The sequence below is a fragment of the Haloprofundus sp. MHR1 genome (assembly GCF_005155585.1).
GTDB lineage: Archaea > Halobacteriota > Halobacteria > Halobacteriales > Haloferacaceae > Haloprofundus > Haloprofundus halophilus.
The window spans coordinates 960775-984735 of record NZ_CP039833.1 but is presented as its reverse complement, the minus strand read 5'-3'; the positions used below and the strand labels follow the sequence as shown (position 1 = coordinate 984735).

Sequence of the window (23961 nt, the reverse complement as noted above, 5' to 3'; positions counted from 1 at the left end):
GCCGCGTCCCTCACGTCCACCGTCGCGCCCCTCGCGTCCACCGTCGTCCTCCCTTCGTCCGCCGCGTCCGTCGTCGAATCTGTGTTCATCGACGACTACTCCCGTCGTCGCCAGAGGACGGCTCCGACAACGACGGCGAGAACGACGACGAGGCCACCGAAGAGCGGCAGCGACGTTCCACTCCGGTTCGGTCGGTCGCTGTCGCCGGCCGTCTCCGGTTCGTAACTCACCGTCGTCGTCGTCTCTTGGGTCACGCCGTCGACGCTGTAGCGCACCCGCACCGGTATCTCAGTCCGGTTGTTCGTCAGCCGCGCGTCGAGGTCGAAGGAGACGAAGTCGCTCGACTCGACGGTGCCGACGAAGTACTCCGGTTGGGGCTGCGCGGGCGCGACGTTCTCCTCGTCCACGACGCTGACGACGACGCTGTCGACACGTTCGCCGCCGAGGTTAGCCGCACTGCCCGAGATAGAGACGCGGTCGCCGGTCGCTCCCGACTCGTCGGATTCGACGCTCACGCCGGTGAGGTCGATGCTGCCGGGGTTCTCCGGCGGACGGAAGTCGGCGTCGAACGTCTCGGCGCTGCGGCGACGTTCGCCGTCGGGGTCGGTGTAGGTGAGCACTGCGCGCATCGGCGTCTTCTCGCCGGTGTCGGCGGTGGCGGCGAAGGTGAACGTTCTCGTCTCGCCCGCTCCGAGCGTCGCGGCGACGCGGTCGGCCTCGCGGAACTCGATACTCTCGCTCGCGAGCGAGAGCTTGACCTGCCGGACGCTGTCGTTCAGTCCGTTGGCGACGGTGACGTTCATACGGCGTTCGGCACCGGTCACCGCCTCCTCGGTGCTCACTTCCAACTGCGGATGCGGCTGCTGGACAGTGATGTCGAGCGGGTGGACGATTCGCCGGGTGTCGCCGTCGAAGCCACGGAGTTCGGCGTGGACGTACAGCGTCTGCGCGCCCGTCTCGTTCAGTGTGACGTTCAGATTCGGACGGATTGTCTCACCGGGGTCGAGTCGGCCGAGCGAGGTGCGTTCGGCGTACTGCTTGCTCGACCGGGCGGCCGTCTTTCGCAGTCGAACGCTGTCGACGACGTACGATTCGTCGCTGTCGTCGGCGTTTCGGAGCGTCGGAGTGACGGCGAACTCGCTCTCTGGAACCGGTTGGTCGGTCGAACTGTCCACGGTGACGGAGACGAACGTCCCGTCTGCGGCCGCGGGGGCGGCCAGAAGCGGGCCCGCGAGAACGCTCGTCAGGAGGGCGACGGCGACGATAGTCGCCATCGAGTTGCTGCGGAGATTCACGATGTTGCAGTATTCTACACACAGACCTTAGCCGTTTCTATGCGGCTGACTGGTCACCGAAATTGAAATTAGCTATCGGAAGAAGAAGCGAACGGTAGCGCGTCGCCTCGGTCGTCCAGAGACGGAGAATCGGAAAACGGCGAGACCGGAAGACGGCCGTTCAAGCGGACAGATACTTCTCGTTGAGCACCCACTCGTCGCTCTCGTCGCGGACGAGATACTCGCCGTAGTACGGAACCCGGTTTGCGACGACCTCGCGGAACGTCTCGCGGATCTCGGTTTTCGTCATGTCGCCCATCGGTCGCAGGTCGTCGTTGCGGTTGAGACAGCCCTTCAGGTAGCCCTCGTGGGTGACGCGCACGCGGTGGCAGTTCGCACAGAAGTTCTCGTTGCCGACGGGGTCGACGATTTCGACCATCCCTCCCCCGACGAAGTAGCGCTTTCTGTCGTGCATCTCGCGGTGTTCGACTCGGTCGGAGATGTCGGCGAGCCAGTCGTGGACGCGCTGGATGTCGATGCTCCACTCGGGTTTCCCCGTCAGTTCGGGCATGTACTCGATGAGCTGGAGCTGGAGGCCGTCGTTCTCGGCGACGTGGTCGACCATCCCCTCGACGTAGCCGGCGGTGTGCTCGAAGACGACCATGTTCAGTTTCACCGGGTCGAGACCGGCGTCGAGCGCGGCCTCGACGCCCTCCATCACGCGGTCGTACGCGCCCGATTTGGTGATATCGGCGAACGCCTGCGGGTCGAGCGCGTCCTGGGAGACGTTGACGCGTTCGAGTCCGGCCGCCTTCAGGTCCTCCGCGCGGCCGGGGAGGAACGTCCCGTTCGTCGTCAACGACGTCTCCATCGAGTCGGGCGTGCGCTCGATGATCTCTTCGAGGTCCTGTCGCAGCATCGGTTCGCCGCCGGTGAACTTCACCTTCCGGACGCCGAACTCCTCGACGACTTCGAGGAACCGAACCACGTCGTCGGCGCTCATCTCGTCGTCCTGGGGGTCCATCGGGCCGCGGGTGTCGCCCAACCCCTCGTTGTGGCAGTAGACGCAGTCGAAGTTACACCGGTCCGTGAGCGAGATGCGGACGCCGGTGACGTCCCTGCCGAAGTCGTCCGTGAGCATGTGTCGTGGTGTTCGTCCGAACGCGCTTAAATGAGCGGGAACGTTCGGCGCGGATGTAACTACATTCGGTTACTGCGCGGCCGCGGACGCTCGCCGCCCTCGGCCGCGGGGTAGTGTCGTCGCCGGTTGCAGAAGTCGGTGCTCACCGAATTACGTTTCGCGTTCGTACACCGTTACGTTTCGCGCTCGTACACCGCGTCTGCGACCGTGTCGCGGTGCCCCTCGTTCGGGCCGCCGGCGATGGTCAGGAGGCGCGCGTCGCGCAGGTATCGTTCGACCGACCGGTCCGTCGTGTACCCGACGCCGCCGTGGAGTTGGAGCGCGTCGTTCGTCACGTCGACGGCGGCCTCCGTGGCGTACACCTTCGCCATCCCGAACTCGCGGGTCGCGTCGCGGCCGCGGTCGGCGTAGTCCGCGGCTCGGAGCGTGAGCAGGCGCGCGGTGTCGACGCGACGAGCCATCTCGGCGACGCGCCACCGGACGCCCTGGTAGTCGCCGATTCGCCCGCCGAACTGCTCGCGCCCGCTCGTGTACGCGACGGTGTCTTCGAGCGCCGCGCGGGCCAGACCCACGGCGCGGGCGGGGACGTTGACGCCGGTCGTCGCGCTCCCGCGCTCGACGAGCGCTTCGTCCGCGTCGCCGATTCGTCGGTCGTCGGCGACCCGGACGTTCGAGAGCGTCACCTTCGGCGATTTCACGCTTCTCGCGCCGAGCGTCTCCCAGACGGTGTCGACCTCGAACTCGTCGGCGGGGACGAGAAACGCGGTGACGTTCCGGGGGGCGTCCTCGGGGGGACCGGTTCGCGCGTAGGTCAGCACGACGTCGGCGTCGTCGTAGTTCGTCACCCACCGCTTGTGGCCGTCGAGCACCCACTCGTCGCCCTCCCGCGTCGCCGTCGTCTCTATCCCTCGCTTGTCGCTGCCGGCGTTCTCCTCGCTGAGACCGAGCGCGCCGACGCGGTCGTAGCTCGCCATGTCGGGGAGCAGGCGGTCCTTCTGGGCGTCGGTCCCGAACCGTTCGACGATTTCGGCGACGCCGAGGTGCAGCGCGACTGCGCTCGCGACGGCCATCAGCCCGGCCGACAGCTCCTCGGTGACGAGCGCCAGTTCGACCATCCCCTCGCCGCGGCCGCCGTACGATTCGGAGACGGTCAGCCCCGCGTAGCCGCGCTCGCCGAGCTCGTCGAGAATCGAGGCGGGATACGCACCGTCTCGGTCGAGGTCGGCGGCCCGCGGAACGATGCTCGTTTCCACGAACTCCCGGGCGTCGTCTCTGAGTGCTCGCTGCTCGTTCGTGAGAGTGAATCGCATGGTTCACTGTGACGCAGAGTGAGTACTAGTAGCCCGCGGTGTGACGGACTTCTCGGTGGGTAGTGACGCCTCGGTAGTGCGGCGACGACTTCGATAACGCGGTGACGGCCCCGGTAGCGCGATGGAGGTTTCTCGGCCGCCGCGGCCTGCCGCCGCTTACATAACCCTTATTCGAGCGACGGACCCACCATGAGGGCATGGACGAAGCCGACGTACGAGACCTCCTTCGGGAGGTCGAAGACCCCGACCTCGGCGAGGACATCGTCTCGCTCGAGTTGGTCAACGCCGTCGACGTCGACGACGGCGTCGCTCGCGTATCGCTCGCGCTCGGTGCGCCCTACGCCCCGAACGAGACGCACATCGCGACTCGCGTCCGTGAAGTGCTCTCGGAGGCGGGACTCGAAGCCGACCTCTCGGCGAAGACGCCCTCGTCGCTCTCGCAGAGCGAGCAGGTGCTTCCCGGCGTGAAGAACGTCATCGCCGTCGCCTCCGGTAAGGGCGGCGTCGGCAAGTCGACCGTCGCGGTCAACCTCGCGGCCGGACTGTCGCAACTCGGCGCGCGCGTCGGCCTGTTCGACGCCGACGTCTACGGCCCGAACGTCCCGCGGATGGTCGCCGCCGACGACCACCCGCAGGCGACGGCCGAGGAGACCATCGTCCCGCCCGAGAAGTACGGGATGAAACTGATGTCGATGGCGTTTCTCGTCGGCGACGACGACCCCGTCATCTGGCGCGGGCCGATGGTCCACAAGATTCTGACGCAGTTGGTCGAGGACGTCGAGTGGGGCGAACTCGACTACCTCGTGCTCGACCTCCCCCCCGGAACCGGCGACACGCAGCTGACCATCCTGCAGACGCTCCCCCTCACCGGCGCGGTCATCGTCACGACGCCGCAGGACGTGGCGCTCGACGACGCCCGGAAGGGACTGCGGATGTTCGGCACCCACGACACGAGCGTCCTCGGTGTGGTCGAGAACATGTCGAGTTTCGTCTGCCCCGACTGCGGCAGCAGCCACGACATCTTCGGCTCCGGCGGCGGGAAAGCGCTCGCCGAGGAGACGGACCTCCCGTATCTCGGCGGGATTCCGCTCGACCCCGACGTGCGAACCGGCGGCGACGGCGGCGAACCCATCGTGCTGGAGGAAGACGACGAGACGGCCGACGCGTTCCGCGTGCTGACCGAGAACGTCGCCAACAACGTCGGCGTCGTCAACCGGATGAAGCTCCGGTCGCAGAAATGACGGAGGAGTCCGTGGACGCCGAGAACGCCGGAGACGACGAACCGGACTGGCAGATGGCTCCAGACTCCGACGCCGAGTTCCCCACCGACGACGAGCGCGTTCGAGTGCTCCGCGAGGTCGCCGAGGACGTGTACGGCGACAGCTCCGAGAGTCGGCAGTTGTCGGCGATTCTCTACCGCGTGAGCGACCTCTACGATCCCGACGGCGACACCTCGCCCGAGGAGATCTACCTGAACGTCCGCCACATCATGAACATCAAAGAACAGGGCGGGCTGCGGCGGTAGTCGTCGACCGCTCGGCGGTCCCGCTTGACGCCCTCGCCCCCGCACCGTTTTATCTCGTCCTCACCAACACCCGCCGTGGACGCCCACCAGCACACGCTGGAGAACCCCTTCAGCATGGACGAGAACTGTACGAACTGTCCGGCGCTCTGCGAGACGCGCGAGAGCATCGTCCACGGCTACGGCGACGTGGGCGCGGAGTTCGTGTTCGTCGGCGAGATGCCGAGCGCGGGGGCCGACGAGGCGGGGATTCCCTTCGTCGGCGACGCGGCGGGCGAGCGACTCCAGTACGTGCTCGGCGAACTCGGCTTCTCGCGGTCGACGCCGGAGTCGACCGAGCCGGACCTCCAGAACGTCTTTCTGACGAATCTGACGCGCTGTCGCCACCCCGAACGCGGGCCGACGGACGTTGAGATAGAGACGTGCGAGCCGTATCTCAACGCCGAGATACGGATGATAAACCCCCAGATTATCGTCCCCGTCGGCCAGCGGGCGCTCGAAGCGCTGGCGTTCGACTACACCACCCGGCGCGTCGAGAGCTTCGACGTCGACGAGGAACACGCGACGACGATTCGCGGCCGCGGTTTCGAACTCGTGCCGATGGTCGAACTCGACAGACAGACCGACGAGCAGACCGAGGCGTTCGTCGAACACGTCACGGAGAACGTCTTCGGCCGCGACTACCGCCAGACGAAGGGTCGACGCGGCCGATAGCGCGGCCCGACCGCACGCTCCGATAGCGCCGCCCGACCCGCGCGCTCCGACACCGCCGCCCGAGACTACCAGTACGGCGTCTCCGTCCTCCCCGCGCGTCGGACTGCAAACCGAACCGCCGCGGCGACGAACACCGCGACGAGGATCACCGTGACGACCGTCGCGGCGGTGAGTCCGGTTGCCAGAAACGTCAGCGCCGCGCCGAGGCCGACCGCCGCGACGCCGCCAACGGCGAGTCGTGTGACCTGTCCGAGGGGTTCCATACGGAACGCATCGGGAGTAGGGACAAAGAGCATTTCCTGTCACTCATCTATTTTGATACAATCGAATCAGTATCAACGAAAGACTGGACTCTGTTCAGCGAACGACGTTCACTAGTAAAATTGTCATTCACAACTCTAGGAAATAATCCATAAAGCATTTAAATTGGTACGCCGGCACAACTGACGGACATGGATGGACCGGGCAACTCGAAGGGAGATTCAACTGATGAACCGAGTCGGACGTCGAGCCCCGAGCGTTCGACCGATTCTGACTTCTCGGAGTCGAGTGCGTCGGTGGACGAGTTCGTCACCGCACGCCGCACGGAGGTCGCAAACGCAACGTACGACCCGGACGACCCGGACACGTTGACGTTCGCGGTCGCAAAAGCACTCGCACGGGCGAAGAACACCGAACCGCTCCAGCTACAGCCGCCGATCGGAAACGTCATCGACCTCGGGTTCGCGGAGGCGGTGTTGTCGAGTAACGCGACGCCGGAAGCGACGCCGATGCGCTACGTCGGGTTCACCTACGACGAGTACGAGGTCGTCGTCTTCAGCACCGGCGAAGTCGACGTCTACGAGCTCCCTCGACACCGATAACGGTTCGCGCTGCGACGGGCGCGCGCAGCCGCGAACTCTCACTCTCGATTCGGCTTCCTCCCGATTCGACGCCGACCAGTGACGACGGTCGGCGACGATGCGGTCGCCGGACGCACCAGGTCCGGCGACGCACACCAGCGGGTTCAAGGCGCCGCCGCGACGAGGACTGCGTATGACCGTCGTCGCCGTGTTCGCCGACCCGCCGCGACCCGGACTCGTGCTCCCCGAGCTCGCCGAGACGAGCCCGCTCACCGAGGACGAAACCGCGGAGTTCTACGCCGCGATGCTGAGAGACGCGTTTCTCGCCGCCGCCCGCTCTGGCGGCGAACTGCTCGTCAACTACCGCCCCGACGACCTGCTCCCCGACGAGTTCGTCACCGACGAACCGGCGGCCGCGGCGGTTCGCGCGCTCGCCGCCGACACGCTCGGCGACCTCTCGGACGTCCGCGTCGAAAAACAGGTCGGCTCGACGTTCGACGCCCGCGCGGGCAACACCGTCTCGCACCTCCTGAACGCCGAGGACGCGCGGTCCGTCGCCGTCGTCCGCGGGAACGCCCCGTTTCTGACCCGGACGCTCGTCGACTCGGCGGCGATGAAGCTCCGCACCACGCCCGTCGTGCTCGGCCCCTCGACGAACGGTCGGAGCTACTACGCGGCGTTCACGGAACCGATCGACTTCGCCGGGGCGTTCACCCACCCCGAGATAGAGACGCTCGCCGCGCACGGTCACGACGCGGGGCTCGACGTCGACTTCGTCCCGATGCAGCCGACCGTCGGGACGGGCGAGGACCTTCTCACCGTCCTGCCGATGCTGCACGCCCGACGCGAGGCGGGCCGCATCGTGCCCAAACACACCGCGGAGTTCGTCGCGGAACACGGGCTTCGAGTCGTCGCCGAGGACGGGGAACCGCGGGTCGTCCGTAACTGAGGACCGACAGGACTTAGAGGAGACCGCCGGTAGTACCGATGCTGGTGGGATGGCAGAGTGGACTATTGCGCCTGCCTTGAAAGCAGGTGGCCTTCGGCCTCCTGGGTTCGAATCCCAGTCCCACCGCTCCACCTTTTTCCGCCTCGGGTCGCGCTCCGCGCGACCACTCGGCGCAAAAATCTGTCTTCGCGAACGGAGTGAGCGAAGGCTCGTCAGAGCTTTGCTCTGACGGTGAACCAAAGAGGCCACTCTCTCGGCCTTTCGGCCTCGCTCGCGGTACGACAACTGGAAACGACCCGGATTCGAGCGGACGAGTCGCAGCGCGACCGAAGGGAGCGACCGTCTCGGCGAGTTCGAATCCCAGTCCCACCGCATTTTCGCGCGAACACTCAGAAAAACCACAACGAAGTTACAAACCGTCGGCCGACGACGAAATCGTATGTCACACGTACCCGAACGCCCGCGGGAGTTCGTCTGCGAGAACTGTCACCTCATCTACGTCGGTACGACTACCGGCGGCGAGGGTACCGACCGCCACTACGAACCGCCGACCGAGTGCGCCGCCTGCGGGTCGACGTCGTTCGTCGAACTCGACGCGTACCCGCACACACAGTGACGGTCGACGCATACCCGCACACGCAGTGACGGTGGGCTGAGAAGGGTAACGGTTTTGCGACCACCGCCCAACTGCCGGGTATGGACTGGCCACACGACCCCGACGGCGAACAGGGCAGCGAAGGACGTCGCAAGTACGGCCACGCCGTCATCGCCAAGAAGATAGACGAAGAGGAGGATTTCCCGCTGAACCGCGACGAGTTCGTCTCCGAGTACGGCGACGACCCGATTCGTCTCGACTACGAACGCGTCGTCGCGCTCCGCGACATCTTTGAGCACGTCGACCAGGAGGAGTTCTCGGACTTCGTCGACTTCCACAAGGCGGTCGGTCGAGCCATGCGCGACAACGGATTCTGGTTCTACGAGGGCGCGGAGAACTTCACCCGCACCCGGTCGTGAGCTAAGGTTCGGACTCGCTCAGCGTCACCGCGTCCGACACCTCGCGGTCGAACGTCTCCCGCTCCCAGTCGCGCGCGACGTCCCCGGCGACCTCCGCGCGCACCTTCTCCTCCAAGAGGTTGACAGCGACGCTGTTTGCCCCCTCCGGGATGATGAGGTCGGCGTGCTTCTTCGTGGGTTCGATGAACTGCTCGTGCATCGGTTTGACCGTCGAGAGATACTGGTCGATGACGCCCTCCAGGTCCCGGCCGCGTTCGACTACGTCGCGGTCGATGCGTCGGAGAATGCGGACGTCGGCGTCCGTCTCGACGTACAGACGCAGGTCCATCATCTCGTTCACCTCCTCGTCGTACAGCGAGAGAATCCCTTCGAGGATGATGACGTCCGTCGGGTCGACGGTCACGCGTTCGTCCTTTCGGTCGTGGGCCTCGAAGTCGTACTGCGGCATCTCGACGGACTGGCCCTCCGTGAGCAAGCGTAGCTGTTCGCGCAACAGCCCCCACTCGAACGCCGAGGGGTGGTCGTAGTTGACCTCGGTCCGCGCCTCGAAGTCGAGGTGACCGAGGTCCTCGTAGTAGTTGTCGAGCGGGATTCGCGTCACCGACTCGCCGACGCTCTCGGTGATGAGCCGCGAGACGGTCGTCTTCCCCGCCCCCGTACCGCCCGCGATGCCGATGACGAACGAGGGGATAGTCATTACTCGGTAGGCGTGCGCCGAGCGGTTTGAACTTACTGTTTCCGCCGTTCGGCGCGAGGGACCGCGGAAGTTCGAATTCGCGGGCCAGAAAGATAGCACGCCCGGCGGATTAACTCTACTGGAGGTAGATTTTAGCCCGATTCGGGCGAACACTGTACCATGAACACCGATGTCACGGTACGCGATGCCATGGAACGGGAGTTCGTCGGGGTGAGCGAGTCGGACTCGGTGCGGGCGGCCGCGGAGTTGATGTTCGAGGAGGACGCCGACTGCATCGTCGTCCTCCGAGGGAACGAACCGGTCGGTGTCGTCCCCTCGCGGACGGCGCTCGGCGTCGTGTTGGACGACGCCGACGACACGTCCGTCTCCGAGGTGATGGTCGACCCGGAGCCGACGGTCGAGTCGGAGACCGCGCTCGTCGTCGCCGAGGACCGGATGCGCTCGGAAGCGACGCCGTGGGCGCTCGTCGTCGACGAGGGCGAACTCGTCGGCCTGCTCACCGAACGCGACGTGTTGATGGCGGCGACGCTGACTCAAGAGGAGATGCGAACGGAGGGACAGGAGCGGACCCCCGCGAATCGCCCTGAGTTCGGCGACGCCGACGGCCCGCCGAACGCCGAGACCAACGGCGGCATCGACTCGGAGACGTACTCCTCGCAGAGCATCTGTGAAGTGTGCGGGTCGCTGGCACGAACGCTCTCGAACGTCAACGGGCAGCTCGTCTGTTCGGACTGCCGAGACGTGTAGCGGAGGAACCGCTCTCCATCGTTCGTACAGGAACCGCGGGACTGCGGCATGGCGCGCGGCGGGAAATGTCAGCTAAGAAGGCGTAACTTTATAAATTGTCCTTACCATGCGGTAACATGGCACGTGGTATCCAACGACGCAACTTCCTGAAAGCGGTCGGCGTATCCGGCGCGGTCGGCCTCGCCGGCTGTGTACAAGGCCCCGGTGACGACGGCGGAAACGGCGGTGACGGGGGTAACGGCGGCGGTGGTGGCAACGGTAGCGGCGGTGGCGGCGGCGACAACGGGGGCGGAGACGGTCCCGACTCTCTCGTCGTCATCGGCTACCCCGAGAGCGGCATCCAACTGTTCCGCGATTACTACAGCGCCAGCGACGGGGGCGAATCGATTCTCGTCCCCGACGGGTTGCAGGACGGAAATATGCCCGGTCAGGTCGGCAACGATATGGCGAACGTCACCGGCACCGCGCCGGCGGCGGGTGGGCCGAACCAGGACGCGTTCAACCAACTGTTCCAGGACGAGTACGACGCCGCTCCCAGCGTCTTCACCTCTCAGTCGTACGACTCGGTGGCGCTTCTCATCCTCGCGAACGTCGCCGCCGGCGAGAACAGCGGTCCGGCGATTCGCGACCAGCTCCGCCGCATCGCCAACCCCGGCGGCGAGGAGTTCGGACCGCAGAACTTCGTCGAAGCCGTCGAGGCGGCGGCCAACGGCGACGACATCAACTACCAGGGGGCGTCGAGCGCGACGAACTTCGACGAGAAGGGCGACCCCGCGTCCGCGGCGTACGCCATCTGGGAGTTCGCCGGTCAGAGTTCTCAGGAGACGCCGACGATCGAGACGCAGTCGTTCGAGGGCGACAACCCCGACGGCGCGGGTGACTCCGCCGACAGCGGACCCGGCGGCCTCGGGCGCGAGGTGTCGGTCGGCATCCTCCTCCCGGAGACGGGCGACCTCGCGTCGGTCGGTCAGCCGATGATTCGCGCGGCGCGACTCCCCGTGATGCAGGTCAACGACGCGAACGTCGACCTCACGGTTAACGCGCAGATCGAAGACTCGCAGACCTCGCCGGACGCCGGCGTCTCGGCGGCGAACTCGCTCGTCAGCGCGGGCGTCCCCGCGGTGTGCGGGTCGGCGTCCTCGGGCGTCAACGTCCCCGTCTCCCAGGAGGCGTTCATCCCGAACGAAGTCGTCGGCTGTTCGCCGTCGAGTACGGCGCTGTCGGTGTCGAACCTCGAGGACAACGACTTCATCTTCCGAACCGCGCCCTCGGACTTTCTGCAGGGCCGCGTGATGGCGCAGGTCGCCTCCGAGCGCCTCGACGCCGAATCCGCGGCGACGCTGTACGTCAACAACGACTACGGCCAACAGCTCTCCGAGCGCTTCGCCGAAGTGTTCGAGAGCGAGTTCGACGGCACGGTGACGAACCAGGTGTCGTTCAACATCGGCGAGTCGTCGTACTCGTCGGTCATCGACGCGGCGCTCAGTAGCTGAGCCCGGCGACAGATTCGACTCCGATTTTATTCGCCCGACGACGCACTTCCAGTGTCGACGATTCGCCGCTGATACTTCTCGAGCGACTCGCGGAGCGCGTCGCCCGCGTCGATGTCGAGCGACTCGGCGACCGTCAGAAGCGAAAAGAGCGCGTCGCCGAGTTCGTCGCTCTCCACGTCGAGTTCCTCGGGCGACGCGCCCCACTGCGAGGATTTCGTCGCGTCGGCGGCGAGTTCGCCGACTTCGGACGTCAGGTCGAGCAGTTGGTACGCCGGGTCGGCGTGCATCTCGTACTCGTCGAGAAACGCGGCGACCTGCTGTTGCTCGGGCATCGAACGGTGGTTCTCTCGCATGGAGTCTACACGTTCACGCGTCGAAAAAAGCCGTTTCGGAGTGTCCTCGTCTCGGTGACGACAAGGGGTTGAGGCGACCGACTACCCGCCGAGGAAGTCCCGTCTGACCTCGTCGTCGTTCAACAGCGCCTCTCCGGTGTCCATGTAGCGGTTCCGCCCGTTGACGAGGACGTAGCCACGGTCGCAGCGTCTGAGCGCCTCCTTCGCGTTCTGTTCGACCATCAGGATAGCCGTCCCGGCCTCGTTTATCTCGTCGATCTTGTCGAACATCTCGTCGACGAGGTCCGGCGCGAGTCCGGCGCTCGGTTCGTCGAGGAGGAGGAGGTCGGGGTCGAGCATCAGCGCGCGGCCCATCGCCAGCATCTGCTGCTGACCGCCGCTCATCGTTCCGGCCTTCTGCTCGCGTCGCTCTCGGAGGATGGGGAACCGCTCGTACACCATGTCGAGCGAGTTCTGTGGGACGTCGTCGAGGATGTACGCGCCCATCTCGAGGTTCTCTTGGACGGTGAGCGCCCCGAACACGTTGTCGTTCTGCGGGACGTAGCCCAAGCCGAGTCGAATGATGTCCTCGGGGTTCGCACCCGTGATGTCGGTGTCGTCGAAGCTGACGGTGCCGCCCATGTGGGCCGTCAGCCCGAAGACGGATTTCATCACCGTCGACTTTCCCGCGCCGTTGGGTCCGACGATGGTGACGTACTCACCGTCTTCGACGTTCAGGTCGACGTCGGTGAGAATCTGTAAGTCGCCGTAGCCGGCGTCGAGGTCGCGCACCTTGAGGAGCGTCATACGGTCCCCCCGAGGTAGGCCTCGACGACCTGTTCGTTCTGCTTGATGTCGGCCGGTGTCCCTTCGGTGAGCACCTTCCCCTGGTGCATGACGATGACGTGCTCGCAGTTCTCCATGATGAGGTCCATGTCGTGTTCGACCAACAGGAACGTGTAGCCCTGTTCGCGCAACTCGTGGACGTGTTCGAGTAGACGGTGTTCCAGCGAGGGGTTGACGCCCGCGAACGGTTCGTCCAGCAGGAGCATGTCGGGGTCGGTCAGCAGCGCGCGCGCCATCTCCAGCAGCTTTCGCTGGCCGCCCGAGAGGTTGCCCGCGTACTCCTCGGCGAGGTGGTCTATCTCGAAGAAGTCGAGCATCTCCCACGCCCTGTCGAGCAACTCTCCCTCCTGTTCGACCACGTCGTTGCGGACGCCCGGAGTCACCGACCGCCACAGCGCCTCGCCGCGCTGGTGCTTCGGCGCGAGCATCATGTTCTCCAGTACCGTCATCTCGGAGAGCTCTCGGGCGATCTGGAACGTTCGGACCAATCCTCGGTCGGCGACGCGGTGCGGCGGCAGTCCGGTGATCTCCTCGCCGTTGAAGACGACGCGTCCCCGGTCGGGCGTGTACATCCCGGTGATGAGGTTGAACGTCGTCGACTTCCCCGCGCCGTTCGGACCGATGAGGCCGGTGAGCGTCCCACGTTCGACCTCGAAACTCGCGTCGTCGACGGCGACGATGCCGCCGAACGTCTTGCGGAGGTTCTCGACGCGTAGCGGGTACTCGGCAGGGTCCGTCGACGTCGGGTCGTCGACCGCCTCCGTCGGTTGCTGTGCGGCCGTCGACTGCGTCGTCTCAGTCGTCTTCGTGGTCTCGCTCATCTCGTCAGTCTCCGCCTCGTTCGTCGATTCGTTCGGCACCGCCTCGTTCGTCGATTCGTTCGGTCCGGTCGTCTCACTCATCGCGCTCACCTCCGTCCGCGGCCGTCGCCGGCGTCGACGACCGCGTCGGCCGCGAGAGGTCGATACTCGCGGCGATCTCCTTACGGTGGCCGAGCAACCCTTCGGGCCGGTTGTGCATCAGCCAGATGAGCACGAGGCCCATGATGACCAACTGGAGCTGTCGGATGCTGTCGAGGGTGTACCAGACGAACGGGAGCACGTCGAACGACTGGAAGATGGGTGCCACCGCCGGGCCGAAACTGTTCGGCGCGTTCGTCTGCGGGAGCACCGCCTCCAGCACGTTTTTGAGGTACAGCGGTCCCTGGTACAGAACGCCCGCGAAGATGGCTCCGCCGAGGACGCTGCCCGTGTTCGACCCCGCGCCGCCGATGATGAGCGCGATCCAGACGAAGAAGGTGATGCGCGGGCGGAAGAAGTTCGGCGTCACCGCGCCCTGTCCGGCCAACCAGAGGATGCCGGCGAGACCCATGAGCGCACAGCCGAGCATGAACGATTTTACCTTGAACTGGTTGGTGTTCTTGCCGAGCGCGTTCGCCACGTCCTCGTCCTCTCGAATCGCCTTCAGCACGCGGCCGAACGGCGACTCGCCGGTCCGCTTCAGGAGCCAGTAGTAGCCCGCGACGAACAGCAGCAACACGCCGCCGTAGACGAGATTGTCGACGATGGGCTTCGGGTTGTTCAGGTTCAGTGGCCCGAACGTGCCGAACGCCCGCACGACGCCGAGGTAGGCGTCCCAGAGCCCGAACGTCCGGAAGAACGCCTCCAGCGGCGCGGTGTAGTCGAGGATGAGCCCCGAACCGCCGCCGAAGCCGACCGGGTTGCCGAACAGTTCGAAGCGCTGGAACTCGCTGGAGAGAAACGAGAAACGGACGATTTCGGACATCGCGATGGTGACGATGGCGAGGTAGTCCGCCCGCAACCGTAACGCCGGTAACGCGACGACGAACCCGAACACCGCCGCCGCGAGCATCCCGGCCAGAACGCCGACCCACAGCGGGAGTCCGAGTCCGCCGACCTGCGCGGCCCCGCCCGGGGTGTACACCGGCTTCGAGACGAGCGCCATCACGTAGATACCAACGGCCATGAAACCGACGACGCCGATGTTGAACAGACCGGTGTACCCCCAGTGGAGGTTCAGCGCCAGCGCCAACAGCGCGAAGACGCCGATGTAGAACGTCAGCGCGGCGATCGAGTTCAGCTGTCCGCGGAGCTGGTAGCCGAGGACGACGCCGCTGAGGATGTACGCGAGATAGATGCCGCCGAGGACGAGCAGAATCAGTCCCGCGTCGCCGTCGCGGAGCCTCCCGAGTACGTCGTCGACGCGACTCTTCGTCGCGCCCTCGTTCTCGCCGTCGGCGCTCATGCCGTCGTCCTCCCGGCGAAGATGCCCTGCGGGCGCACCAACAGGATGAGAATCATCACGGCGAACGCGGCCGCGCGGGCGAACGCCGACGGAATCCAGATGACGGCCATCGACGCGGTGAGGCCGATGACGATGCCGCCGGCGATAGCGCCGTACACCGAGCCGATGCCGCCGAGGATGACCGCCGCGAAGATGAGAAGCAGGAGCAGCCACCCGTCGTCGAAGGCGAGCGTCCCCTTCCAGAGCACGAAGATGTAGCCCGCGACGCCGGTGAGCGCGCCGCCGATAATCCACGTCCAGCGGACGACGTGTTCGGTCGGGATACCCGTGATGCGGGCGAGGTCACCGTTGTCAGACATCGCTCGCATCGCCTTGCCGAGTTTGCTGCGCTGGAGGAGCAGGTGAACGCCGACCATCAGGCCGCCGGCGACGACGAGGAGCGTCATGTCGTGGTAGTTGACGCGGACCCACCCGTCGACGACGTAGAACGAGTACGCCGGCGGCTGCGAGGTCGTCCCTCGAACGTCGGAGCCGAAGACGAACTGCATGAGGTAGCGAAGCGCGAAGGCGACGCCGATGCTCGCGATGAGCAGCGTGATACCGTCCTCGTCGCGGAGCGGTTTGAACACGGTTCGGTCGACGAACAGCGAGAGCAGAACCCCGCCGACGCCGGCGACGACGACGCCGAGGACGACCGCCAGCGGCGTCGTCGAGATACCGACGCCGAGCGCGCCGCCGAACACCGACCCGCCCGCCCCGACGAGCAACAGCGACCCGACGTCGGCGCGGCCGAGACCGGCGACGAGGTACGTCGTCGCCCACCCCGAGAACGCGCCGGCGGAGATGTAATCGCCGTGCGAGAAGTTCGCGAAGTTCAGGATGCTGTACGTCATCGACAGGCCGACGCCCGCGAGACCGATGACGAGTCCGCGCATCAGCCCGTCCCACATCAGTGCGCCGAGTTCGTAGATTCGCAACTCCCCGCTCGCCAACTGCGCGACGAGCACCCACAGAAGATACAACACGAGAACGACCCCCGCCGCGGCGCCGACCGTGTGCGTCAGCGGCCGTCTGTCGACGAACCGACGGCTCCGGGAGTAGGTTTCACCAATACCCATTGTTAACTATCACCATGATGTGTGCGGACGTGGAACACTTATAAGTATTTCTTCATTCCGACGCCGGAAGGCGCTCACGGATGCCGATTGCAGAAAACTCTATGGTGTGCGATGCTGAAAATATATTATCGAGTCGAACAGAGACGGTTTCGCACGTCGGGACGGAGACGAGGCCACGTGAGCGTCCAGATAGAACCTCCCGAGATGACCGAGGCGGCCCGTATCGCGGATCTCTGGGTGGCGCTCGCGGACGGACAGCGCGAGTTCGGGTCGCACCTCCGCGCCGAGGAGAACCGCGAGCAGATCTACGACGCCATCACGCGCCACATCATCGTCGGTGGTTTGCTCGTCGCTCGCGACTCCGACATCGTCGGTTTCGTCATGTTCGAACCGGAGGTCGACGGCTACGAACAGGACGTCTCCCGCGGCACGATTCAGAACGTCTACGTCGACCCCGAGTACCGCAACGACGGCGTGGGAAGCGCCCTGTTGGACGCCGCCGAGAGCGCGCTCGCCGGCGCCGGCGCGGACGTGATCCGACTCGAAGCGATGGCCGGCAACGACGCCGCCCGCAGACTGTACGAACGCCGCGGCTACCGCCTCCACCGCGTCGAGTTGGAGAAGCGTGTCGAAAACGATAATAACGACCCGGCGGACCGGTAACTGACGGCGCGCCAGGAGAGCATGGGCGGTTCATGCACTCGACTTGTAATCGAGACTTCGTGGGTTCGAATCCCACTCCTGGCTCTTCTGTCCGACCGTAACGAGGACGCACGAGCGAGACGGTGGGATTCGAATCAGGGAGTGACGCGAGCACCGTGAGCGGAACGACCGCGGTTCGAATCCCACTCCTGGCTCTCCCTCTTCGGAGCGCAGCGAGGACAGTTCACAGCAGAACGCCGGTGCAGGGATGACACTCGGTGTCGCCATCGGCGTTGCGATGGACCAGTCGGCTATCGGTACCGCGCTCGAATCGTCTTCGGCGTCGCGTTCGCCGCGACCCGGTCTGAGCGGTTGTCGACCATTAGCGGGCGGTGTGGCCGCGTCTATCGCCGACACGCGGCCGCGGAGAACCGCTCTCGACGACTCCAGGTGCGGGTCCGCACCCCCCGATTCGCTCAAAAGGGTTATGAGTGGGTAGCGACTCAGACTAGATGCAATGGCGAAAGGTACGGTCGACTTTTTCAACGACACCGGCGGTTACGGATTCATCGAGACTGAAGACGCGGACGAAGACGTTTTCTTCCACATGGAAGACGTCGGCGGCCCGGACCTCGAAGAGGGACAGGAAGTGGAGTTCGACATCGAGCAGGCCCCAAAGGGCCCGCGCGCGACGAACGTCACCCGACTGTAATCTCGAAGCCGCGGCAGCATCGATTCTCGACCACCGTTTTCATTTTTGACGACGACTCCGGAGCGCCTCGCTTCGAGCGACACCGGTCACCGCCCGTCGAAACCGGCTACTTAACCGCGCGGCCGTGCTCGGTTAGCTATGACCCCCGACGAACTCCGTCAGCGATGGGCCGAGCGTTCCGGCGAGTTCTCCCCGGACTACTACGCCCACTACGGTCCCGACGAGACCAGCGAGGCGATTCGTCGACACATCGAGCGCACCGTCGACTCCGAGTCGGAGCCGTCGATTCTGGAGCTCGGCTGTAGCTCGGGTCGACATCTCGCGCACCTGCACGACAACGGGTACCGAAACCTCCACGGCATCGACGTCAACGAGGAGGCGATGACGGTGATGCGACAGGCGTACCCCGAGCTCGCCGCCGCGGGAACGTTCTACATCGACGCCATCGAGAGCGTCGTCTCGGCGTTCGACGACGACGCGTTCGACGTCGTCTACTCGGTGGAGACGCTCCAGCACATCCACCCCGACAACGAGTGGGTGTTCGACGAACTCGCGCGCGTCGCGGCCGACTGCCTCCTCACCGTCGAGATCGAAGGCGACGCGGACGCGGAGACGCCCGAGGTGAACTACGTCGACGACGCGGTTCCGCTGTACCACCGCCGCTGGAGCCGGATTTTCTCCGCCCGCGGATTCACCGAAACGGCGTCGGAACGGCTCGACAACGACACGCTTCGACTGTTCCGGCGCTCAGCCGACGTCCGATAACCCGGACTACGCCGATGGCGGGCGCTCTGCGCCGACGACGGTTTCGAGAAGGTGTGTCAGGTGTCGCGGTGCGCCCGCGACGCTTTGTCGAGCAGTACAGTACTGCTGAGTGATACGTGGGCGAAGCAACGTTATATACCTACGTCAGACGGACGCACGACGCTCGTGCGCTGTTCGCTCGCCGTCGGTTCGGCGAGACGACGGGACGGCATTCGTTCACACAGTCGGTAGATATAAATAGTGAGAACAGAGACCCACCAGCGTGTCCGTCGAGGATCCGATTGCCGACGCGCTCTTGGGCGAATCCGCCTACGAGCGACTGCAAGCGGAGCGACACAGCCTCTTTCAGCAATCGCTCACCCGAAAACTCACCTGGCAGAGCTATCTGCTGTTCTCGCTGGCGGGGTTGTATCCGGCGCTCGCGGTCCTCCCGGAGGCGGTTCGGCGGGCGTATCTCCCCGAACGCATCGGTTTCGCGGCCCCGAAGGTTGCGTTCGTGGGTCTGGTCGCCGTCTCGCTCGTCGCGCTGACCGGCGCCGGCCACGCTGCGGTCGGCGTCTGGCGGCTTCGACTGGGTCGGACGATGAACGAGACGCAAGCGCGCGAGTTGCTCAACGCCGAAGCCGTCTGCTCGCTGCTCGGATTCTTCACCGGCAGTTTCGCGACGGCGATGGTCCACGCGTTCGTCCTGCTCGGGTTCGGCGGCGTCGACGCGGTCGAGAGATACGTCGCCGCCGGCGGCGGCAACCCCTTCGCGCAGACGGGTCTCGGCGTCACTGTCGTCGACGTCTCGGTTCTCGCACTCGTCTCCGCCGTCTGTCTGCTGGTGTCGGCGGCCCTGCTCTCGGTGGAGGCGTCGGTTCGCGGGTTCCACAGAGAGCCGTAAACGTTCACCGACCGGCGAACGTTTATGTCGAAACGGAGTTCACTCTCGGTACGATGGACAACGCAGACCGATTCTTCCTCGGCGTCGTATCGTTCCTGTTCGCCCTGATTCTCGTCGGCGTACTGCTGGCGTTGCTCTGAGTGCGGTAAATTTTATATATGGCTACCATCGAAACGTATCGACATGCCTGAATGTGCGAACTGCGGGGCGTTCGTCACCCGAGCGTACGCTCGCGTCTTCACGCCCGACGAAGTGGAAAATCCGCGGGTCTGCCCGCGCTGCGACGACATGGTGAGGGACGGAGCGACCGTCAGAAAAGCGCGCGCTCCGAGAAACCGATAGTCCGTCAGACCAGCGAGTAGCGGTCGGAACTGGCGTCGCGGCCGACGAGTCCCTCCCCCTGAAGCGTTCGAAGGATGCTGTAGAGTGTGAGCTTCGTCATCGCGAGGCTCTCTTGCAGTTCTGCGACGGTGGCCTCGCCGTGCGTCGAGAGGTACAGGTACACGAGTTTTGCGCGCGGTGAACGGAGCGTATCGGGAACGGTCGCCCGTTGGCTGGACTGCGACATCATCTTGTTCGACCCGATGGGTTCGACAATAATAAAATCCCTCTACGACAGTCGTCGAACCCGCCCGGAGCGGTCGATTTCGAGCGCCTCGGGGCGTCTCGAAGGATTACTGTGGATTCGAGTAACCTTTCACCCCGCCGGTAGGCTCCGCCTTCGGGCGGTGAGTTTTCGACTGTCGTCGTGAATCGACGCGATCTGTCCGAGCGTTCGTCGCCGATTCGTCGCCGACTCGTTGCCGTTCGTCGGCGCGAGCGGAAGGGGCGGGAGTCGAACCACGCGAAGCCTAAGTAATCCACCGTGGATGCGTGCGCACCCGAACGGCGGTTGCTCTACCACTGAGCCACCCTTCCGGACGATACTACAACCGGTGCGAACTAATAGCCGTTGGTCGGTTCGCTCGAAAAAACGGGCTGCCGCGTTTCAGTAGCTACGGATCTTCGGTTCGTACGTCTTCTCCTCGCCTTCGAGGATGACCGGCTTGTACCACAGTTCGGGCGCGCCGTCGTTCCACGACAGCATCGTGTGCTTCAGCCAGTTCTCGTCGTCGCGCTCCTGGTGCTCCTTGCGCCAGTGCGCGCCGCGGAACTCCTCTCGTGCGAGCGCGCCGAGCGTGATCGCCTCCGCGAGGTCGAGAATGTTGCGCGTCTCGATGGTCTGGATGAGGTCGGTGTTGTACGTCCGCGAGGGGTCGTTGACGTACACGTCGGTGTAGCGCTCGCGGGCCTCCCTGAGGTCGCGCAGCGCCTGTTTCAGGCCCTCCTTCTCGCGGAAGACGTTGACGTGTCGCGTCATCGACTTCTGGACCTCGGAACGAATCTCGGCGTGCTGGACGCCCTCGTCCTTGGTCATGAGGTGCTCGATGCGTCGGTTCTCGGCGTCGACGGCGCGGGTGACGATTTCGTCGCCAGTCGCAGCAACCGCTCCACCGTCGGCGGCCTTCTCACCGCCGTCGGCGACGGCGCTGTCGTCCGGCGACCGAACCGAACCGGGTGCGACGGGCGTGTCGACTTCGCCTGCCTCCCACTCGCCGCGCTTGCCGGTCGTGATTTCGGCCGTGCCCAGGTCCTTGCCCGCGGCGTGCGCGCCGGCGCGGCGACCGAAGACGATGAGTTCCGGCAGCGCGTTGCCGCCGAGCCGGTTCGAGCCGTGGACCGAGGCGCAGGCGCACTCGCCGGCGGCGTAGAGGCCGGTGATGCACGTCTCGCCGTTCTCGTCGGTCTCGACGCCGCCCATCGCGTAGTGCTGGCCGGGTTTGACCGGCATCGGCTCTTCGAGCGGGTCGACGCCCTCGAAGTCCTCCGAGAGGTGGACGATGTTCTCCAGTCGGTCGATGATGCGCTCCTCGCCGAGGTGGCGCATGTCGAGGTGGACGTACTCGTCGTCGATGCCGCGGCCGGCGTTGATCTCGGTCAACTCGGCGCGCGACACCACGTCGCGGGAGGCGAGTTCGCCGGCGTTGTTCGCGTAGCCGTACTCGAACATCAGGCGCTCGCCGTTCTCGTTGTAGAGGATGCCCCCCTCGCCGCGGACGCCCTCGGTGATGAGGACCCCCGTCGACGGCAGCGTCGTCGGGTGGAACTGGATGAACTCCATGTCCTCCATCGGGACGCCCGCGCGGTACGCCATCGCCACCCCGTCGCCGGTGTTGGCGACGGCGTTGGTCGTGTGGTCGTACACCTGACCGGGTCCGCCCGTCGCGAGGATGACCCCGTTGCGGGCGCGGAAGCCAGACACCTCGCCGGACTGGATGTCGTAGGCGACGATGCCGTGGCAGGTGCGGTCCTCGGGGACCTCCTCGTCGGAGACGGCGAGGTTGAGCACGTACCACTCGTCGTACACCTTGATGCCGCGCTTGACGAGCTGCTCGTACATCGTGTGGAGCAACTGGTGGCCCGTCTCCGCGCCCGCGTACGTCGTCCGCGGGAACGAGAGGCCGCCGAACGGCCGCTGACTGACGCGGCCGTCGTCGTCGCGGGAGAACGCCATCCCCCAGTGTTCGAGTTGGATGGTCTCTTTCGGGCTGTCCTGGCAGAGCGTTTCGATGGCCGGGGCGTCGCCGAGGTAGTCCGACCCCTTCATCGTGTCGTACGCGTGGTCCTCCCACGAGTCGCCCTCGCGGAGCGCGGCGTTGATACCGCCCTCGGCCGCGCCGGTGTGACTGCGTACGGGGTGGAGTTTCGAGACGATGGCCACGTCCGCCCCCTCTTCCTGCGCCGCGATAGCGGCGCGCAAGCCGGCGCCGCCCGCGCCGACTACGATTACGTCGTGTTCGTACATATCTAATTTCTGAGCGTTGTTAGGACTGGGTGAACTTGAGGTTCACTACCAGAACTTCAGGTTGTTCTTGACGGCCTCTCGCTTGAGTTCCTGGATGTGGGCCGTCAGCGGGATGTCTTTCGGGCACACCTCGGTGCAGGAGAACTGCGTCTGACAGCGCCAGACGCCGTGTTCCTGTTCGAGGATGCGCATGCGATGCTCCTTCATGTCCGAGCCCTCGCGTTCGTCCATCGCGAAGCGGTACGCCTTGTTGATGGCCGCCGGGCCGAGATACTGGTTGTCGCCGGCCGCGATGTTGCAGGAGGACATGCACGCGCCGCACCAGATGCAGCGCGTCGACATCTTCACTTTCTCGCGGTTCTCTCGGGTCTGGCGCTGCTCTTCGAGTTCGCCGTCGGGCAGGTCGTTCGTCTGGAAGAACGGCTCGACCGCCTCCATCTGGTCGTAGAAGTGCTCCATGTCGACGACCAGGTCCTTGACGACCTCCTGGTGCGGCAGCGGTTCGACGCGGACGGGCTCTTCGAGGTCCGACAGCTGCGTCTTACAGCAGAGCCGCTGGCGACCGTTGACGAACATCGCGTCGGAGCCGCAGATGGCCTGTCGACACGAATGTCGGAACGTCAGCGAGGAGTCGAAGTGGTCCCGCGCGTAGATGAGCGCGTCGAGGACGGTCATCCCCTTGTGGTAGGGGACGTGGAACTCGTCGAACCGCGGTTCCTGCTTCCCCTCGACTTCGGGGTCGTAGCGGAACACCTTCAGGTGGTAGCGACTCTCGTCGCTCGCGGCTTCCTCTTCGGTCCGCTCGCGTTCGCGTTCGGCGACGTGCTCGCGGCGCTCGGCCTTCCGCTGTTGGCGTCGCTGCTGTGCGACGGGGACCGACTCCGACTGGGTCTCCGCCTCCGATTCGTCCGCTTCCTGTGTTTCGGGTACTTGCGTGCTCATGTTAGAGTGGAATGCCTCCGGACCACGCGAGTGCGGTCCGAACGCCCTGGATGATGAGAACCGCGCTGGCGACGACGAGCGTCCACTTCACGACGCTCAGTTTCGTGCCGGTCAGCCCTTGGTTGACGAGTGCGTTGTAGACGCCGTTGACGCCGTGGAACGTCGCGGTGACGAGGAACAGAATCATCAACGAGAAGTACGTCAGCGACTCCATTCTCGCCTGACTCATCGCGAACGTCACCTCGTCGGCGTGGTTGACGAAGTGGAGCAGGAAGAAGTGGAACGCGAGCACGACGACGAGGAACGCCGCCGTGATGCGCTGCCAGAGCCACCGGCGTCCGCCGCGCTCGAACGAGGAGTAGCGTTCGGCCATCTCAGAACGCCCCCGAGACGAACGTCGGGATACTGGCGACGACGATCGCGCCCGTCAGTACCAGCGACGCGTAGAAACTCTTGTCCTGTGCCTCCAATCCGACGCCGAGGTCGACGAACAGCAGTCGGAGCCCGTTGAGGATGTGGAACACGGCCACCGCGAGCAGCCCCACTTCGAGGATGCGCACGACAGCGAGTGCTTCCAGCCCTTGGATGGTGTTGGTGTAGGCGCTCGCGCCCGTCAGCGCCGTCGAGAGGACGGCGATGTGGGTGAACAAGTAGCCCACCAGCACCCATCCGGTGAACTTGTGGAAAATCCAGGCCCACATGCCGGCCGAGAACTCCCGCCAGCGGCCGAAGTCCTCCACGAGGCCTCGATTGTACGATTGACTCATACTCCCGTGAGTCTCGGAACCGGGGTGCTATAGAAGTTACGTGTATCCGCGCGCCGAACCGGGGCGGTCGTCCTGTTTTGCCGCTTTCTATCTCGAACTGAAGAACGTTTCCAGCGACGACGAGACGCCCGCCGACAC

At 65.4% G+C, this 23961-nt stretch carries 29 protein-coding genes and 3 tRNA genes; 16 read left to right on the top strand and 16 right to left on the bottom strand.

The window, feature by feature from the left end; translation table 11 throughout:
• Positions 1-95: 95 nt before the first annotated feature.
• The 3 genes from FCF25_RS04950 to FCF25_RS04940 form a co-directional block, all read right to left on the bottom strand.
• On the bottom strand, positions 96-1295 hold the full coding sequence (locus FCF25_RS04950) for a hypothetical protein (RefSeq protein ID WP_137047514.1): 1200 nt from the start codon (positions 1293-1295) through the stop codon (positions 96-98).
• A 160-nt stretch (positions 1296-1455) separates the two neighbouring features.
• Positions 1456-2415, bottom strand: a complete 960-nt coding sequence (gene moaA, locus FCF25_RS04945) for a GTP 3',8-cyclase MoaA (protein ID WP_137047513.1) — start codon at positions 2413-2415, stop codon at positions 1456-1458.
• A 173-nt stretch (positions 2416-2588) separates the two neighbouring features.
• The gene (locus FCF25_RS04940) at positions 2589-3725 is read right to left on the bottom strand and encodes an acyl-CoA dehydrogenase family protein (RefSeq protein WP_137047512.1); all 1137 of its coding nucleotides are present in this window, start codon (positions 3723-3725) and stop codon (positions 2589-2591) included.
• Between the two features lie 197 nt (positions 3726-3922).
• On the opposite strand from FCF25_RS04940, the gene FCF25_RS04935 reads away from it, so the two are divergent.
• The 3 genes from FCF25_RS04935 (at position 3923) to FCF25_RS04925 (ending at position 5961) form a co-directional block, all read left to right on the top strand.
• Positions 3923-4966 (top strand): Mrp/NBP35 family ATP-binding protein, encoded by a 1044-nt coding sequence (locus tag FCF25_RS04935; protein ID WP_137047511.1) that lies wholly within the window; start codon positions 3923-3925, stop codon positions 4964-4966.
• On the top strand, positions 4963-5250 hold the full coding sequence (locus FCF25_RS04930; RefSeq protein ID WP_137047510.1) for a hypothetical protein: 288 nt from the start codon (positions 4963-4965) through the stop codon (positions 5248-5250). The genes FCF25_RS04935 and FCF25_RS04930 overlap by 4 nt, the downstream gene beginning before the upstream one ends.
• A gap of 75 nt (positions 5251-5325) precedes the next feature.
• Positions 5326-5961 (top strand): uracil-DNA glycosylase family protein, encoded by a 636-nt coding sequence (locus tag FCF25_RS04925; protein ID WP_117595041.1) that lies wholly within the window; start codon positions 5326-5328, stop codon positions 5959-5961.
• 65 nt (positions 5962-6026) lie between these two features.
• Here the strand turns inward: FCF25_RS04925 and FCF25_RS04920 are convergent, their stop codons facing one another.
• A complete protein-coding gene (locus tag FCF25_RS04920) occupies positions 6027-6224 on the bottom strand; it encodes a hypothetical protein (RefSeq protein WP_117595040.1) in 198 nt (65 codons plus the stop codon).
• Between the two features lie 189 nt (positions 6225-6413).
• Between FCF25_RS04920 and FCF25_RS04915 the strand changes: the two genes are divergently transcribed.
• The 5 genes from FCF25_RS04915 (at position 6414) to FCF25_RS04900 (ending at position 8766) form a co-directional block, all read left to right on the top strand.
• Positions 6414-6824, top strand: coding sequence for a HalOD1 output domain-containing protein (locus tag FCF25_RS04915; protein WP_137047509.1), 411 nt, complete (start codon positions 6414-6416; stop codon positions 6822-6824).
• A 172-nt stretch (positions 6825-6996) separates the two neighbouring features.
• Positions 6997-7752 carry a DUF2064 domain-containing protein gene (locus tag FCF25_RS04910; protein WP_137047508.1) on the top strand — a complete coding sequence of 252 codons (756 nt, stop codon included), beginning with the start codon at positions 6997-6999 and terminating at the stop codon, positions 7750-7752.
• Between the two features lie 43 nt (positions 7753-7795).
• A tRNA-Ser gene (locus FCF25_RS04905) sits at positions 7796-7878 on the top strand.
• 313 nt (positions 7879-8191) lie between these two features.
• Positions 8192-8368, top strand: coding sequence for a hypothetical protein (locus tag FCF25_RS15515; protein ID WP_168191207.1), 177 nt, complete (start codon positions 8192-8194; stop codon positions 8366-8368).
• Positions 8369-8448: 80 nt separating this feature from the next.
• Positions 8449-8766 (top strand): DUF5785 family protein, encoded by a 318-nt coding sequence (locus tag FCF25_RS04900; RefSeq protein ID WP_117595037.1) that lies wholly within the window; start codon positions 8449-8451, stop codon positions 8764-8766.
• A 1-nt stretch (position 8767) separates the two neighbouring features.
• Here FCF25_RS04900 and udk read toward each other — a convergent pair whose 3' ends face one another.
• Positions 8768-9463: a uridine kinase gene (gene udk, locus FCF25_RS04895; RefSeq protein WP_117595036.1), complete on the bottom strand. Its 696-nt coding sequence runs from the start codon at positions 9461-9463 to the stop codon at positions 8768-8770.
• A 159-nt stretch (positions 9464-9622) separates the two neighbouring features.
• On the opposite strand from udk, the gene FCF25_RS04890 reads away from it, so the two are divergent.
• Both FCF25_RS04890 and FCF25_RS04885 read left to right on the top strand, forming a co-directional pair.
• Positions 9623-10210 carry a cyclic nucleotide-binding/CBS domain-containing protein gene (locus tag FCF25_RS04890; protein ID WP_137047507.1) on the top strand — a complete coding sequence of 196 codons (588 nt, stop codon included), beginning with the start codon at positions 9623-9625 and terminating at the stop codon, positions 10208-10210.
• Positions 10211-10326: 116 nt separating this feature from the next.
• Positions 10327-11703 carry an ABC transporter substrate-binding protein gene (locus tag FCF25_RS04885; protein ID WP_137047506.1) on the top strand — a complete coding sequence of 459 codons (1377 nt, stop codon included), beginning with the start codon at positions 10327-10329 and terminating at the stop codon, positions 11701-11703.
• Positions 11704-11729: 26 nt separating this feature from the next.
• Here FCF25_RS04885 and FCF25_RS04880 read toward each other — a convergent pair whose 3' ends face one another.
• The 5 genes from FCF25_RS04880 to FCF25_RS04860 form a co-directional block, all read right to left on the bottom strand.
• Positions 11730-12035: a MazG nucleotide pyrophosphohydrolase domain-containing protein gene (locus tag FCF25_RS04880; protein WP_117595333.1), complete on the bottom strand. Its 306-nt coding sequence runs from the start codon at positions 12033-12035 to the stop codon at positions 11730-11732.
• Positions 12036-12137: 102 nt separating this feature from the next.
• Positions 12138-12842, bottom strand: a complete 705-nt coding sequence (locus tag FCF25_RS04875; RefSeq protein ID WP_137047505.1) for an ABC transporter ATP-binding protein — start codon at positions 12840-12842, stop codon at positions 12138-12140.
• Positions 12839-13702 (bottom strand): ABC transporter ATP-binding protein, encoded by an 864-nt coding sequence (locus FCF25_RS04870; protein ID WP_117595332.1) that lies wholly within the window; start codon positions 13700-13702, stop codon positions 12839-12841. Before FCF25_RS04870 ends, FCF25_RS04875 begins: the two co-directional genes overlap by 4 nt.
• 73 nt (positions 13703-13775) lie before the next feature.
• Positions 13776-15146 (bottom strand): branched-chain amino acid ABC transporter permease, encoded by a 1371-nt coding sequence (locus FCF25_RS04865; protein WP_117595032.1) that lies wholly within the window; start codon positions 15144-15146, stop codon positions 13776-13778.
• A complete protein-coding gene (locus tag FCF25_RS04860; RefSeq protein WP_174786391.1) occupies positions 15143-16081 on the bottom strand; it encodes a branched-chain amino acid ABC transporter permease in 939 nt (312 codons plus the stop codon). The genes FCF25_RS04865 and FCF25_RS04860 overlap by 4 nt, the downstream gene beginning before the upstream one ends.
• A 387-nt stretch (positions 16082-16468) precedes the next feature.
• Between FCF25_RS04860 and FCF25_RS04855 the strand changes: the two genes are divergently transcribed.
• From FCF25_RS04855 to FCF25_RS15510, 6 genes are all read left to right on the top strand, one after another.
• Positions 16469-16927: an N-acetyltransferase gene (locus tag FCF25_RS04855; RefSeq protein WP_137049359.1), complete on the top strand. Its 459-nt coding sequence runs from the start codon at positions 16469-16471 to the stop codon at positions 16925-16927.
• Positions 16928-16937: 10 nt separating this feature from the next.
• Positions 16938-17011: transfer RNA gene (locus tag FCF25_RS04850), tRNA-Thr, on the top strand.
• Between the two features lie 412 nt (positions 17012-17423).
• On the top strand, positions 17424-17618 hold the full coding sequence (locus FCF25_RS04845) for a cold-shock protein (RefSeq protein ID WP_058582868.1): 195 nt from the start codon (positions 17424-17426) through the stop codon (positions 17616-17618).
• Positions 17619-17756: 138 nt separating this feature from the next.
• Positions 17757-18383 (top strand): class I SAM-dependent methyltransferase, encoded by a 627-nt coding sequence (locus tag FCF25_RS04840; protein WP_137047504.1) that lies wholly within the window; start codon positions 17757-17759, stop codon positions 18381-18383.
• A 262-nt stretch (positions 18384-18645) separates the two neighbouring features.
• Positions 18646-19269: a hypothetical protein gene (locus FCF25_RS04835; RefSeq protein WP_137047503.1), complete on the top strand. Its 624-nt coding sequence runs from the start codon at positions 18646-18648 to the stop codon at positions 19267-19269.
• A gap of 183 nt (positions 19270-19452) precedes the next feature.
• Positions 19453-19611, top strand: coding sequence for a hypothetical protein (locus FCF25_RS15510; protein WP_168191206.1), 159 nt, complete (start codon positions 19453-19455; stop codon positions 19609-19611).
• 4 nt (positions 19612-19615) lie between these two features.
• On the opposite strand, the gene FCF25_RS04830 is transcribed toward FCF25_RS15510, so the two are convergent.
• From FCF25_RS04830 to sdhC, 6 genes are all read right to left on the bottom strand, one after another.
• Positions 19616-19840, bottom strand: coding sequence for a helix-turn-helix domain-containing protein (locus FCF25_RS04830; protein ID WP_117595028.1), 225 nt, complete (start codon positions 19838-19840; stop codon positions 19616-19618).
• 249 nt (positions 19841-20089) lie between these two features.
• A tRNA-Pro gene (locus FCF25_RS04825) sits at positions 20090-20187 on the bottom strand.
• Positions 20188-20257: 70 nt separating this feature from the next.
• Positions 20258-22114 carry an FAD-binding protein gene (locus FCF25_RS04820; protein WP_137047502.1) on the bottom strand — a complete coding sequence of 619 codons (1857 nt, stop codon included), beginning with the start codon at positions 22112-22114 and terminating at the stop codon, positions 20258-20260.
• Positions 22115-22159: 45 nt separating this feature from the next.
• Positions 22160-23056: a succinate dehydrogenase/fumarate reductase iron-sulfur subunit gene (locus FCF25_RS04815; RefSeq protein ID WP_137047501.1), complete on the bottom strand. Its 897-nt coding sequence runs from the start codon at positions 23054-23056 to the stop codon at positions 22160-22162.
• 1 nt (position 23057) lies between these two features.
• On the bottom strand, positions 23058-23429 hold the full coding sequence (locus FCF25_RS04810) for a succinate dehydrogenase hydrophobic membrane anchor subunit (RefSeq protein WP_117595025.1): 372 nt from the start codon (positions 23427-23429) through the stop codon (positions 23058-23060).
• A gap of 1 nt (position 23430) precedes the next feature.
• The gene (sdhC, locus tag FCF25_RS04805) at positions 23431-23823 is read right to left on the bottom strand and encodes a succinate dehydrogenase, cytochrome b556 subunit (RefSeq protein WP_117595024.1); all 393 of its coding nucleotides are present in this window, start codon (positions 23821-23823) and stop codon (positions 23431-23433) included.
• Between the last annotated feature and the right edge of the window lie 138 nt (positions 23824-23961).

Coding starts and splice junctions, on each gene's coding strand:
- FCF25_RS04840 (WP_137047504.1), top strand. CDS start 17,757: ATGACCCCCGACGAACTCCGTCAGCGATGGGCCGAGCGTTCCGGCGAG.
- FCF25_RS04815 (WP_137047501.1), bottom strand. CDS start 23,056: ATGAGCACGCAAGTACCCGAAACACAGGAAGCGGACGAATCGGAGGCG.
- FCF25_RS04900 (WP_117595037.1), top strand. CDS start 8,449: ATGGACTGGCCACACGACCCCGACGGCGAACAGGGCAGCGAAGGACGT.
- FCF25_RS04870 (WP_117595332.1), bottom strand. CDS start 13,702: ATGAGCGAGACCACGAAGACGACTGAGACGACGCAGTCGACGGCCGCA.
- moaA (WP_137047513.1), bottom strand. CDS start 2,415: ATGCTCACGGACGACTTCGGCAGGGACGTCACCGGCGTCCGCATCTCG.
- udk (WP_117595036.1), bottom strand. CDS start 9,463: ATGACTATCCCCTCGTTCGTCATCGGCATCGCGGGCGGTACGGGGGCG.
- FCF25_RS04940 (WP_137047512.1), bottom strand. CDS start 3,725: ATGCGATTCACTCTCACGAACGAGCAGCGAGCACTCAGAGACGACGCC.
- FCF25_RS15515 (WP_168191207.1), top strand. CDS start 8,192: ATGTCACACGTACCCGAACGCCCGCGGGAGTTCGTCTGCGAGAACTGT.
- FCF25_RS04860 (WP_174786391.1), bottom strand. CDS start 16,081: ATGCGCGGACTCGTCATCGGTCTCGCGGGCGTCGGCCTGTCGATGACG.
- FCF25_RS04875 (WP_137047505.1), bottom strand. CDS start 12,842: ATGACGCTCCTCAAGGTGCGCGACCTCGACGCCGGCTACGGCGACTTA.
- FCF25_RS04910 (WP_137047508.1), top strand. CDS start 6,997: ATGACCGTCGTCGCCGTGTTCGCCGACCCGCCGCGACCCGGACTCGTG.
- sdhC (WP_117595024.1), bottom strand. CDS start 23,823: ATGAGTCAATCGTACAATCGAGGCCTCGTGGAGGACTTCGGCCGCTGG.
- FCF25_RS04820 (WP_137047502.1), bottom strand. CDS start 22,114: ATGTACGAACACGACGTAATCGTAGTCGGCGCGGGCGGCGCCGGCTTG.
- FCF25_RS04935 (WP_137047511.1), top strand. CDS start 3,923: ATGGACGAAGCCGACGTACGAGACCTCCTTCGGGAGGTCGAAGACCCC.
- FCF25_RS04880 (WP_117595333.1), bottom strand. CDS start 12,035: ATGCCCGAGCAACAGCAGGTCGCCGCGTTTCTCGACGAGTACGAGATG.
- FCF25_RS04865 (WP_117595032.1), bottom strand. CDS start 15,146: ATGAGCGCCGACGGCGAGAACGAGGGCGCGACGAAGAGTCGCGTCGAC.
- FCF25_RS04915 (WP_137047509.1), top strand. CDS start 6,414: ATGGATGGACCGGGCAACTCGAAGGGAGATTCAACTGATGAACCGAGT.
- FCF25_RS04845 (WP_058582868.1), top strand. CDS start 17,424: ATGGCGAAAGGTACGGTCGACTTTTTCAACGACACCGGCGGTTACGGA.
- FCF25_RS04885 (WP_137047506.1), top strand. CDS start 10,327: ATGGCACGTGGTATCCAACGACGCAACTTCCTGAAAGCGGTCGGCGTA.
- FCF25_RS04810 (WP_117595025.1), bottom strand. CDS start 23,429: ATGGCCGAACGCTACTCCTCGTTCGAGCGCGGCGGACGCCGGTGGCTC.
- FCF25_RS04930 (WP_137047510.1), top strand. CDS start 4,963: ATGACGGAGGAGTCCGTGGACGCCGAGAACGCCGGAGACGACGAACCG.
- FCF25_RS15510 (WP_168191206.1), top strand. CDS start 19,453: ATGCCTGAATGTGCGAACTGCGGGGCGTTCGTCACCCGAGCGTACGCT.
- FCF25_RS04920 (WP_117595040.1), bottom strand. CDS start 6,224: ATGGAACCCCTCGGACAGGTCACACGACTCGCCGTTGGCGGCGTCGCG.
- FCF25_RS04855 (WP_137049359.1), top strand. CDS start 16,469: ATGACCGAGGCGGCCCGTATCGCGGATCTCTGGGTGGCGCTCGCGGAC.
- FCF25_RS04890 (WP_137047507.1), top strand. CDS start 9,623: ATGAACACCGATGTCACGGTACGCGATGCCATGGAACGGGAGTTCGTC.
- FCF25_RS04830 (WP_117595028.1), bottom strand. CDS start 19,840: ATGATGTCGCAGTCCAGCCAACGGGCGACCGTTCCCGATACGCTCCGT.